Source organism: Pedococcus sp. P2_D7, assembly GCF_056404295.1.
In genome coordinates, this window is sequence record NZ_JBFUEH010000007.1 from 201,944 (window position 1) to 213,130 (window position 11,187).

At 70.7% G+C, this 11,187-nt stretch carries 10 protein-coding genes; 5 read left to right on the plus strand and 5 right to left on the minus strand.

What is annotated here, in order from left to right:
- Positions 1–7: 7 nt before the first annotated feature.
- Positions 8–970, minus strand: a complete 963-nt coding sequence (locus AC1DWJ_RS17660; protein ID WP_477621514.1) for a pirin family protein — start codon at positions 968–970, stop codon at positions 8–10.
- Between the two features lie 79 nt (positions 971–1,049).
- Here AC1DWJ_RS17660 and AC1DWJ_RS17665 point away from each other — a divergent pair, with 79 nt between their 5' ends.
- Together AC1DWJ_RS17665 and AC1DWJ_RS17670 are read left to right on the plus strand one after the other, a co-directional pair.
- Positions 1,050–1,919 carry an alpha/beta fold hydrolase gene (locus tag AC1DWJ_RS17665; RefSeq protein WP_477621515.1) on the plus strand — a complete coding sequence of 290 codons (870 nt, stop codon included), beginning with the start codon at positions 1,050–1,052 and terminating at the stop codon, positions 1,917–1,919.
- A gap of 24 nt (positions 1,920–1,943) precedes the next feature.
- Entirely contained in the window at positions 1,944–4,634 is a 2,691-nt protein-coding gene (locus AC1DWJ_RS17670) for an AMP-binding protein (protein WP_477621516.1), read from the plus strand.
- Here AC1DWJ_RS17670 and AC1DWJ_RS17675 read toward each other — a convergent pair.
- Genes AC1DWJ_RS17675 through AC1DWJ_RS17685 form a run of 3 tightly spaced genes read right to left on the minus strand, consistent with a single transcriptional unit; the run spans position 4,604 to position 8,241 of the window.
- Positions 4,604–5,677, minus strand: a complete 1,074-nt coding sequence (locus tag AC1DWJ_RS17675) for an ABC transporter ATP-binding protein (RefSeq protein ID WP_477621517.1) — start codon at positions 5,675–5,677, stop codon at positions 4,604–4,606. The genes AC1DWJ_RS17670 and AC1DWJ_RS17675 overlap by 31 nt on opposite strands.
- The gene (locus AC1DWJ_RS17680) at positions 5,674–7,167 is read right to left on the minus strand and encodes an ABC transporter permease (protein ID WP_457256566.1); all 1,494 of its coding nucleotides are present in this window, start codon (positions 7,165–7,167) and stop codon (positions 5,674–5,676) included. The genes AC1DWJ_RS17675 and AC1DWJ_RS17680 overlap by 4 nt, the downstream gene beginning before the upstream one ends.
- A gap of 42 nt (positions 7,168–7,209) precedes the next feature.
- The gene (locus AC1DWJ_RS17685) at positions 7,210–8,241 is read right to left on the minus strand and encodes an iron ABC transporter substrate-binding protein (RefSeq protein ID WP_477621518.1); all 1,032 of its coding nucleotides are present in this window, start codon (positions 8,239–8,241) and stop codon (positions 7,210–7,212) included.
- A 269-nt stretch (positions 8,242–8,510) separates the two neighbouring features.
- Between AC1DWJ_RS17685 and AC1DWJ_RS17690 the strand changes: the two genes are divergently transcribed.
- Together AC1DWJ_RS17690 and AC1DWJ_RS17695 are read left to right on the plus strand one after the other, a co-directional pair.
- On the plus strand, positions 8,511–8,960 hold the full coding sequence (locus tag AC1DWJ_RS17690; protein WP_477621519.1) for a hypothetical protein: 450 nt from the start codon (positions 8,511–8,513) through the stop codon (positions 8,958–8,960).
- An 88-nt stretch (positions 8,961–9,048) separates the two neighbouring features.
- Positions 9,049–9,714, plus strand: a complete 666-nt coding sequence (locus AC1DWJ_RS17695) for a GNAT family N-acetyltransferase (protein ID WP_477621520.1) — start codon at positions 9,049–9,051, stop codon at positions 9,712–9,714.
- A 529-nt stretch (positions 9,715–10,243) separates the two neighbouring features.
- On the opposite strand, the gene AC1DWJ_RS17700 is transcribed toward AC1DWJ_RS17695, so the two are convergent.
- Positions 10,244–10,657 carry a hypothetical protein gene (locus tag AC1DWJ_RS17700; RefSeq protein ID WP_457256569.1) on the minus strand — a complete coding sequence of 138 codons (414 nt, stop codon included), beginning with the start codon at positions 10,655–10,657 and terminating at the stop codon, positions 10,244–10,246.
- A gap of 341 nt (positions 10,658–10,998) precedes the next feature.
- Between AC1DWJ_RS17700 and AC1DWJ_RS17705 the strand changes: the two genes are divergently transcribed.
- The coding region (locus tag AC1DWJ_RS17705; RefSeq protein ID WP_457255868.1) for a helix-turn-helix domain-containing protein at positions 10,999–11,187 on the plus strand (189 nt) is incomplete at its 3' end.

The window sequence follows — 11,187 nt, forward strand, 5'->3', positions numbered from 1 at the left end:
GTCTGCCTCATCCCCGAGGGCGGATCCGCACGGCTGGGATCGGGGGCGCCGGCAGGTGCTGGACGTCACCGGCATACCCCTCCACCTCGCCGAACCGCGCGGAGTGGGCCATCCACTCGTCGCGCGCAGCGACGATGTCCTCGTGGCTGCGGCCCACGAAGTTCCACCACATGACGATCTCCTCGCCGAACGGCGGACCCCCGAGGAGCAGGGCGCGGGCCGGTGCGTCGGACGTGTTGGTGAGCAGGAGCGCGGGGGTGTCGGTGGGGAGGTAGGCCATCGCGCTGCGCGGCGTGGCCGTGCCGTTGACGGTGAGCCCTTCACTGTCGGCCAGCACTCCGTGCTCGTATGCCGCGTCGAGGCCGAGCTCGACGGTCGCGCCCGCGTCGACGGTCACCTCCGCACCGAGCAGGGGGGTGAACGTGGCGACCGGGGAGGTCTGGCCGGCCAGGCTGCCGAGGAAGACGCTGAGGGTGGCACCGTCGACCCGGGTGGGGGTCGGCTCGTGGTGCTGGAAGTCCTTGGGGGCGTTGCGATGCGCCTCCGGGAGGGCGACCCAGAGCTGGGCGCCGTGCAGGACCGTGGTGCCCGGCGTCGACACCTCGGAGTGGGCGATGCCGAGACCGCCGGTCATGAGGTTCACGGCGCCGGGGCGCACCAGGGCGTGTGAGCCCAGGCTGTCGCGGTGCTCTATCTCGCCGGTGAAGAGCCAGCTCACGGTCTGGAGCCCGCAGTGCGGGTGGGGTGGGACGTCCATGCCACCCGAGGCGCCCACGTCGTCGGGGCCGTAGTGGTCGGCGAAGCACCAGGCGCCGATGAGGGAGCGCTGACGCTGGGGGATGGTGCGCCGCACGGTCATCGCGCGGGGGCCGCCGAGGGGCACCTCGCGGGGCTCGAGGACCTCCACGCCGCCGGTGGGTGGCGTCGTGGGGCAGACGGTCTCCTGTGGCTGCGTCTCGACGTTGCTCACGAAACCAGTGTCGCACCGCGGGTGTGGTTGTCTGGGGGAGCATCGAGCACAACCCCACAACCCGCGGAGCACACCCCCCATGAGCAGTGACGACGCGGCCCACGGCGTCAGCGAGCTGACGCTGTGGGAGCAGGTCGGTGGCACGCGGCTCCGGATCCGCCGCTTCACGCCTCGTCCGGTGGGCCGTCCGGCCGATGACCCGAACGACGCGAACGACCCGCACGACCCGAGTCAGTCGGGGCTGGCGGTGCTGGTCCCCGGTCTCGGGCTGCCGCGCTACCTGCTGCCCCTGGCCCGGCACCTGGCAGCGCAGGGGCTCGAGACCGTGCTGCTCGACGCCCTGGCCTGGCGCGGCCGCGGTGCGGGTAGCGGTCGCGCGGAGCGAGCGGTCCCGACCATCGCCGGCCTGTCGGAGCTCACCGCGGCCTGGCTCCGCCGTCAGGAGGCGGGCCCGGTCGTCGTCGTGGGCCACTCGACCGGCGCCCAAGTGGCTCTCGAGGCAGTCCTGAGGGTCCAGCGGACTCGACCCGGCCTGGCCCTGGTGATGGGCGGGCCGACCTTCACGCCCGATCAGCGAAGGCTGCGCTGGCTCGTCCCTGCCGCGCTCACGTCCTACCTGAAGGACCCACCCAGGGAGCTCGTGGTGCTCAAGGACGTCGCCCGGGTGCGCACCGACCTCGCCCGCATCGTGCAGTCCGGCCGTCGACACCCGACCGACAAGAGGGTGGGCCTGCTGACGGTGCCGCTCACCGTGACGGCAGGGGAGGCGGACTCGTTCGCCCCACGCGACTGGCTGGACCTGCTCGCCAGTCGAGCCGGCGACTCGAGCCACCGGGCGGTGCTCCCCGGCTCGCACAACAACCCGTTCACGTATCCGGAGCTGTTCGGCGCCCTGGTCGTCGAGGCGCTGGATCGGGCTCGACGTGAGCGCGAGGACTTGGTTAGGTAAGCCAACCCTAATATAGTCGCCCGCGTGTCACTCGCGTTCGCTGCGCACAGCCAACCCACAGCTCCCGCCTTGGATCCCGCGTTGGATCGCGCCTGCGTCGGGTTCGTCGAGCGGCTCGAGGAGTGGGGTGACCGGGCTGCGGTGTACGCGCCGTCCGGCGACCTCACCTATCTCGAGCTGGCGGCTGCGGTGCGGGAGGCGGCTCGACAGTACTCCGCCACCCGTCAGCTGGTGCTCATGGCGGCCGAGAACACCGCCGACTGGCTCGTCACCTACCTGGCCGCCCTGAGCCGTGGACACGTGGTGCTCCTCGTCCCCGGCGACCGGCCCGAGCACGTGGCCGGGCTGGTCGAGAGGTACCGGCCGGGGACCCTGGTGCAGCGGGCCGGCTCGACCTGGACGGTGCGAGCCCAGGACGGGGCGCCCGAGCACGACCTGCACCCCGACCTGGCCCTGCTGCTCACGACCTCCGGGTCGACGGGGTCGCCCAAGCTGGTGCGGTTGTCGCACGACAACCTCGACAGCAACGCGACCTCGATCGTCCAGGCCCTGGCGCTCACCGAGCGCGACCGCGCGATGGCCACCCTGCCGGTCCACTACAGCTACGGGCTGTCGGTGGTGCACAGCCACCTCGCCTGCGGAGCCAGCCTCGTCCTGAGCGACTTCTCGGTGGTCGACCCCTGCTACTGGGAGCTCTTCCGGAGATCGGGCGCCACAGGCTTGTCGGGTGTCCCGCACACCTACGAGCTGCTCGAGCGGGTGGGGCTGGCCGAGATGGACCTGCCCGCGCTGCGCACCCTCACGCAGGCGGGCGGTGCCCTCCCCGTGGCGACCGCGTCCCGGTTCCGGGCGCTCGCGGCGGAGCGCGGCTGGCGGTTCTCCACGATGTACGGGCAGACCGAGGCCACTGCGCGGATGGCGGTGCTGCCCCCGGCGCTCGCGGCGATGCATCCCGACGCGGTCGGGGTCGCCGTGCCCGGCGGCGCGTTCCGGGTCGACCCCCTCGACGAGATGGCGGGCGACCCGCCGGCTGCTGGGGGCGTGGGTGAGCTGGTCTACACCGGCCCCAACGTGATGCTCGGCTACGCGACCTCGCCGGCCGACCTGGCGCGGGGTCGCGAGGTGCACGAGCTGCGCACCGGAGACCTGGGGACGGTCGACGCGGGGGGCGTGGTGCGGGTCGTCGGACGCCGCAGCCGCTTCGCGAAGGTGCTCGGGCTGCGGGTGGACCTCGACCACCTCGAGCGCGACCTCGGCGACGACGGCACTCCGGTGCGCTGCGTCGACCTCGACGGTCGGCTCGGCCTGGTGACACCACGTCCCGACCACGCGGAGACGCTGCTGACCGTCACGGCCCAGCGCCACGGCCTCCCCCGGACCGCGGTGGTGGTCCTCGACGGGTGCGAGCTCCCGATCCTGTCCACGGGCAAGCCCGACTACCTCGCGATGCGAAGCCAGCTCGACGCCGTCGCCGACGACGTCGACACCGGCGGAGCCGATCGGTGCGCCCTCGTCGTCAACCTCTACCGACACCTCCTGGGCCGGCCGGATGCGAGCGCCCGGACCAGCTTCGTCGACCTCGGCGGTGACTCACTGTCCTACGTGGAGGTGTCGGTCCGTCTGGAGGAGGTGCTCGGAGCGCTTCCCGCGCAGTGGCAGCGGCTCACCCCGGCCGAGCTGGTGGACACCAGCGCGAGGCAGCCGACGACCGACCGGCGACCCCGGTGGCGACGGGTGGAGACCAATGTCGTCATCCGGGCTCTCGCGGTCATCCTCATCCTCGCCAACCACACGAAGCTCGCCGAGCTGCCCGGAGGGGCACACACGCTGCTCGTCATCGCGGGCTACAACCTCGCCCGCTTCCAGCTCACCGGCCGGCCGCGCCGCGAGCGGGCGGCCAGGATCCTGCAGGGCGCTGCGCGCATCTGGGCCCCGAGCGCCGTCTGGATCTCGCTCGTCGCGCTCACCGTGGGCACCTATGACTGGCGCAACGTCCTCATGCTCAACCAGGTGTTGGGCGACTGGGCCCGATGGGGCCCGCACTGGCACTTCTGGTTCATCGAGGCCCTGGTGGCGCTGCTCCTCGGGAGTGCCCTGCTCGTCCTCCTGCCGGGCTTCGACCGACTGGAGCGCCGACACCCGTTCGCGGTGCCGATGGCCTTGGTGGGGCTCGGCCTGTTGACGAGGTATGCCGTCGTGATCCCTGACGCGGGCCCCTACCGGGGTGCGAATGCACTGGTGCTCCTCTGGCTGTTCGCCACCGGCTGGGCGGCCAGCCGGGCCACGACCACGTGGCAGCGCCTCCTCGTCTCGGCAGTCCCCGTGCTGACGCTGCCCGGGTTCTGGCCGGCCATGTCGGGCCGCGCGGCGACGATCATCGCTGGCGTGCTGCTGCTCATCTGGGTGCCGACCCTGCCGGTGCCGGCCCGGGCCGTGGGTGCGGTGTCGGCCGTGGCGTCGGCATCGCTCTTCGTCTACCTGACGCACTTCGTCGTCTACCCGCACGTGATGCACGTGAGCTCGGGCCTGGCCGTCCTGGCCTCGCTCGCTGTGGGGCTTGCCTACTGGAAGGCCTGGGGCTGGGCCAGCACCGCGACGTGCCGGGTGGCCCGTGGGGCTGGCGCGCGCCTGCGCGGTGCCGCCCGGTGGCGTCGGCAGGCGCGACCCGAGGGCGCGGCCGAGCGTCAGCCCGGGCTCGGCACCGTCCCGGCCTGACCGTCGACGAAGGCGCGCACGGGACCGACCACGTCCACCGACACGGGCGTGCCGACAGCCCAGGCCTCCGACCCGTTGACGCGGGCCGTGACGCGCAGGCCCGGGTGGCCGTCCCGGTCGACGAGGTCGAGCGTGACCAGCGCGTCGTGGCCGAAGTAGGTCGTCGACACGACCTCGGCCTGACGACCTCCGGGCCCCTTGACCAGTCGGAGCTGCTCGGGGCGGACGAGCACGTCGACTGACCCCTCGGGCGCCCGACCGTCGAGCACGAGCTCCCCGAGCGCGCAGTCGACCCGGTTGCCCCGGACGACCCCGCTCACGAACTGTGCCTCCCCGAGGAACTCCGCCGAACGGCGGTCAGCCGGCGCGGCATACACCTGCACGGGGGTCCCGACCTGGGAGAGGCGACCTTCGTGCATGATCGCCACCTGGTCTGCGAAGGACAGCGCCTCGGCCTGGTCGTGCGTGACCAGGACGACGGTGACGCCTTCGTGGTGCAGGGCCTCGGCCACCGCTTCGCGGGTGGCGGCGCGCAGGCCGGTGTCGAGGGAGGAGAAGGGCTCGTCGAGGACGACGAGCCGCGGGCGCGGGGCGAGGGCGCGGGCGATGGCCACTCGCTGCTGCTGGCCGCCCGAGAGCTGGTCGGGACGCCGGCCCATGAGCCCGGCGTCGAGCCCCAGGAGGCCGAGCAGCTCGGCGATCCGCTCGGTGTCCTTGCGTTCGGCCCGGGGGAGCCCGAAGGCCACGTTGGCCGCGATCGAGAGGTGCGGGAAGAGGTTGCCCTCCTGCGCCACGTAGCCGATCCTCCTGCGCTCGGGCGGCGTCCACGCGCCGTCGCCGGCCACGGTCTCGTCGTCGAGGACGACCGACCCGGCGGTGGGCGGCTGGAACCCGGTGACCACGCGCAACAGGGTGGTCTTGCCGCAGCCGGACGGCCCGAGGATCGCCGTCGTCGACCCCGAGGGGACGACCAGGTCGATGCCGTGCAGCACCTCGGTGGGTCCGTAGGTGGCACGCACGCCGCGCACGAGAAGCGTGGTCACAGGTCGGGCTCCTCATCGGAACGGTGGAGCAGCAGGTAGGTCACGGGCGTCGACACGAGGATCAGTGCGGCGGCATAGGGCGCAGCACCTGCGTAGTCGATGCTCTCACTGGCGCTCCAGAACGCCGTCGCGAGGGTGCGCACTCCGGTCGGCGCGAGGATCAGCGTCGCGGTCAGCTCGGTCGAGACCGCGATGAACACCATCGCGAAGCCGGCCAGCGCGCCCGGGAGCGTGAGGGGGAGCAGGACCCTGGCGAAGGTGCGGACCGGTCCGGCGCCCAGCGCGCGCGCCGCCTGGGTGAGCTCTTCCGGAGCGTGCGCCATCGACGCGCGGATGCTCACCATCGCGCGCGGGATGAAGAGGATCGCGTATGCCGCGATGAGGACGATGCTGGTCTGGTAGACCGGCCGCGCGTACCGGATCGTCAAGGTGACCAGTGCCAGGGCGACCACGACCCCGGGGAGCGACGACGCGACATACGTGGCTCGCTCGGTGAGGATGCTCAGCCAGGACCTCCGCCGGCTGATCAGCCAGGCGACCGGGAAGGCTGCCACCACGGTGAGCAAGCCCGCCACGAGCGCCAGGCCGACCGTGCTCCCGACCGTCACGAGCCAGGTCCGCCCGTCGAAGGTGGGGTCTCCGGCGGCGAGCCACCTCGCGAGGCTCACGATCGGGACGCCCAGTGCCGCCGCCGTGAGGACGCCCATGAGGGCTAGCGCCGGGGCTCGCCACCGACCCAGAGCTGCACGCACCGGGCGGCGGGCCGCGCCACGGCCGACTCGGGCCTGACGGCTCGTGCCGCGCAGCAGCTGGTCGGCCGTGAGCAGCCCCAGGCACAGTCCGATGAGGACGAGCGCGAGCAGGCTCCCGGCGCTGTCGCTGAACGCGACCTGGAACTGCTCGAGGATGGCGGTGGTGAAGGTCGGGAAGCGCAGCATCGCCAGCACCCCGAACTCGGCGAGCAGGTGCAGCGACACCAGGAGCATCCCGCCGAGGGTGGCGTGGCGCAGCTGGGGCAGGACGGCTCGCGCGAAGGCACGCCATGACCCGAGCCCGAGCGATCGCGCGGTCTCCTCCACGGTCGGGTCGAGGCTGCGCAGGGCTGCCGACACCGGGAGGAAGACGAAGGGGAAGTAGGACAGCGTCGTCACCAGCACGGCGCCGCGCAGGCCCTCGAGGTCCGGCCGGACGGTGACCCAGGCGTAGCTGTTGACGAACGCCGGGACGGCGAGGGGGCACACCATGAGCACCCGCCAGACCCGCGCGCCCGGCAGTGCGGTCCGCTCGACGAGCCAGGCCGTCGTGACGCCGAGGAGGGTCGTGGCCGTCACCGTCAGGACGACCAGGGCCGTCGTGTTGCGCAGGAGCTCCGCCACGCGGGGACGCCACAGCAGGGTGCGGGCGGCGTCCCAGCCCACGTCGACGCTCGCGGCCACGACCACCCCTAGCGGCAGCAGGCACAGCACTGCGACCGCGAGGCTCGTGACCACGACCGGGACTGGGAAGCGCGTCCCCGCGGCGGACCGGGCCACCTAGAGGATGCCCGCCTTCGTCATGAGCTCGATGACCTTGGGCCCGTTGAGCTTTGACGGGTCGAGGTCGGGAGCCTGGAGGGACGGCAGCGGCTCGAGGGCCGGGTCGGACGCGACACCGTTGCCGACGGCATACTCCTTCGCGTCGCTGGTGGCGAGCATCTTCTGGCCCTCGGGGCCGGTCACGAAGGCCAGGAACCTCTGGGCGTTGGCGGCGTGCTTGCTGGCCTTGAGGACCGCGCCACCGGACAGGCTGACGAACGCGCCCGGGTCCTGGTTGCGGAAGTAGAGGAGCTTGGTGTTCTTGCTGCCGGCCTTGGTGAGGGCCTGGTCGCGGTACCAGTAGTAGTGGTACATGATCCCGACGGGGACCTGCCCGGCGTTCACGGCCTTCATCACGGCGATGTTGTTCTGGTAGATCTTGCCGCCGTCCTTGAGGCCGTTGAGCCACGCCGCCGCCTTGGCCTCTCCCTCGGTCGCGACGATCGCGGAGACGATGGCCTGGAAGTCGGCGCCCCCTGCCGCGGCGCCCCACTTGCCACTCCACCTCGGGTCCTGCAGGTCCATGATCGACTTCGGCAGCTCGGCCTCGGTGATCTTGCTGGGGTTGTAGACGAGCACCGTGGAACGCGCAGCGATCCCGACCCACTGCTTGCTGCTCGGGGCATAGGCCGCACCGACCTGACCCACGGTGGCGGGGTCGACCGTCGCGAGCAGTCCGGCGTCCTGCACCGTCGTCATCGCCGGGGAGTTCTCGGTGAGGAAGACGTCGGCGGGCGACTTGGCGCCCTCCTGGACGATCTGGTTGCCCATCGACGAGTCGTTGCCGTAGCGGATCTGGACGTCGATCCCGGTGTCGTCCTTGAACTTCTTCGCCCACGCCTGGGTGAGGTTCTCGTGCTGGGCGCTGTAGATGGTGAGCTTGTCGGGGTCGAGGTTCTTGCCTGCTTCGAGGGTGCCGTTGCCGCAGGCCGTGAGGCCCACCATGCTCACCACGCCCAGTGCAGCGAGGATGGAACGTCGAAGGGCCACGTCAGTTCTCCTGGGGTCGTCCGGCGACGCGTCGTGCGTCGACAAGGGAAGCCTTACCTAACTAGAGGTTACAGCCTCTCGGCTGACCGCCGAGACCCCCGTCTTCTCCCCGTTTCTCGCGCTTCTGGCCAACCGTGCGGCCCTGGGCCTCGTTTCCTGCCCTCCGCTGCCGCACCAGTGGCCAGGAGTGCAGGGGGTATGCCGCGGAGCTCGCGTTGGCGTCGCAAAGGGGAGGCGGTCGGGCTCGGTGACTCGGCAGGATGACGGTCATGTTCGCCGACCTGTGGCCCACCTTCGGCCTGACCCTGTCCACCGCGCGACTGGTGGGTCTCACCACGGCGGTGGCCTTCGGTGCCCTGACCTGGCTCGCCTGGAGTCCTCCAGGAGTGCCCGAGCCGTCGCGGCGGGAACGGCGCTTCTCGATGCTGCTGTCCGGTGCGTTGTTCGTCTCCAACACCTTCCTCTTCTTCCTGGCTCACCACTCCGCCTCGGACGTGGCCTTCGTCGGGGCCACCGTCGCGTTGGGTGCCGCACTCGTCGTGGTGGTGGACCGCGCCCATCGAGCGTCCCGCGCCGGTGTCCAGCTCATCGGCGGGATGGCCGTCGCCTACGGCGTGGTGCGCTGGTCGACGGTGGTGGTTGCGTCGGTGGCGACCACGGTCGGCATGGCCTCGGTCATGACCATGCTGGCCCTGGGCCATTCCTGCATCCGCGTCTAACCAGGCAAGGCCATTGACTCTGCCAGGACATCAACCCTCCAAAGAATCGGGAGGCGGTCGGGCTCGGTGACTCGGCAGGATGACGGTCATGTTCGCCGACCTGTGGCCCACCTTCGGCCTGACCCTGTCCACCCCGCGACTGGTGCTCAAGCTCCCCTCTGACTCCGAGTTGGAGGCCTTGGCTCGCGTGGCAGCCGACGGCGTCCACGGCGAGGACGAACGGCCGTTCCTGACACCGTGGACGGAAGGTAGCCCCGAGGAGCGAGCGCGCTCGGTGCTCCGGTCCCACTGGTCGTCGCTGGCCACGTGGTCGCTCGACGCCTGGCGACTTGGCCTGGGTGTGTTCCTCCCCACCGGGGAAGCGCTCGGGGTCGCCAGTCTGCGCGCCGCTGACTTCCGGGTGAACCGGGAGGTCACGACGTCGAGCTGGCTCGGCGTTCCGTGGCAGGGCCAGGGCTATGGCACCGAGGCTCGCACCGCCCTGCTGACGCTGGCTTTCGACCACCTGGGTGCCACGGACGCCACGACCGAGGTGTTCCAGGACAACCACAGGTCCCAGGGTGTGTCCCGCAAGCTCGGATACCTCGCTGACGGCATCTCCCGCGATCGACGCGGTGAGGAGGTGGTGGTCTCGGATCGCCTGCGCCTGACCGCAGAGCCCTGGCACGCGAACAGCGGCAAGGGCGAGGTCCTGGTCTCCGGCGTGGACGAGGCGCTTCAGATGTTCCTCGGAGACCCAGCCAGTCTGGCCTGACCTTCTTGGGCGGTGCTCTGGCCAGCTGAATTCGGCGTTCGAGAACTACGCTGCGCGTCAGGTCCGCCAGCCGACGGAGACCAGGAAAGTTCTTCAGCGCGATGTCCAACGCTGGCGGAAAGACCCGAGCAGTTCGGCACGCGGTCCCTGTCGCAGCTTGCGCAATGGCCAGGACCGCGGCCCGGGTGTCGTGCCACCCCTGGTCCCGGGCCGCGGCGTCTGTGCTGACCCACGGTCCGAGAGAGGCCACAAGGGGGCTGGCAGCCTCAACCCCGGGCCGTGGTGTCCGCTCTGATACCCGCCGGCTGCTGGGCCAAACACTCGGCGACCCGGAACGTTGCCACTGGCCCAACCGCGAGCTGCACGCCGTCGTGGCGGCCCAGCTGCCAAGGCACGGGCGGCGCAGGGGACTTCCAGCGCAGGGGGTTGGCCGGGAGGGCAGGACACACCTAGCGCCGCGGCGGGATCTCTCCCCGCCGACCCATCCTGGTCGGGCTAGGGGTAGGCGCAAGAGCGCGCCAAGCATGGGTCAGCTTGCCTCGGCCTCGTCGCCGACCGCCAGGGCGGTCTGCATGAGCGCGAGGTGGGTGATCCGGCGTTGGTGCGGGTCTGCGTTGTTGCGACCGCGCACCAGCCGCCGACGCAGCTCGTTGATCAGTTCCTGGTTCGTCACGAAGCGAAGGACGAACGTGGGCTCGCCCTCTTGGTTCTTCGGAAGCCCGCATGCCACGGCCGCGGCGACGACCAGTTCTCGATAGGGCACTCCGAGCCCCTTCGAAAGGGATGCAAGCGTCCTCTCGTCTGGCATGCAGGGCAGCTGATCCGGGCCGATCAGGGTCGCGACGACCTCTGCGCTCATGCCGCTCTCAAGCGTGAAGTGGGCTACCGACCAACCCTTTTCGCGCAGCCGTTCCTCGATGACGGTGCCGAGCTCATTTGCCATGTCGCCCCCTGCGTGGATTCGTGCCGAATGATCCTTGTTTCGATCAAAGCATGTTGACTTGACCTGAGTTCGGTAAACGTAAGAACAAGTTGTTAAAGGTTTGGTAAAGCCGTTTGCCTCCCGTTGAGTCTCCTCAACCGGATTGGCGTGCCGACGTCGAACACGCCGGAGAGACCCTGGATCAGCCGGAACAGGGGTCAGCCATCAACCGGAACACCGCGAAGCATCAACCGAAGCCCAAACGTCAAGCATCAGGCGAAGTCATGCAGACGTGTGTGGGCCTGAAGTCCCTCGGTTGATGGGTGACAGTTCTACTCCGGTTGATCGGTGACACTCTCGAGATGCGGGAGATGAGTGTGGCTGAGCAGCGGTATCAGGCGGTGTTGGCGGTGATCGGTGAGGGCGCGACCGTCACCGAAGTGGCGGCCCGGTTCGGGGTTGCACGCAAGACCCTTCATGAGTGGCTGTCGCGGTACGAGGGTGGCGGGCTGGAGAACCTGGGTGACCGGTCTCATCGGCCACGGTCGTGT

Bases quoted from the DNA above. Each gene is read 5' to 3' on its own strand.
- AC1DWJ_RS17700 (WP_457256569.1), bottom strand. From the start codon at position 10,657: ATGGCAAATGAGCTCGGCACCGTCATCGAGGAACGGCTGCGCGAAAAG.
- AC1DWJ_RS17695 (WP_477621520.1), top strand. From the start codon at position 9,049: ATGTTCGCCGACCTGTGGCCCACCTTCGGCCTGACCCTGTCCACCCCG.
- AC1DWJ_RS17690 (WP_477621519.1), top strand. From the start codon at position 8,511: ATGTTCGCCGACCTGTGGCCCACCTTCGGCCTGACCCTGTCCACCGCG.
- AC1DWJ_RS17665 (WP_477621515.1), top strand. From the start codon at position 1,050: ATGAGCAGTGACGACGCGGCCCACGGCGTCAGCGAGCTGACGCTGTGG.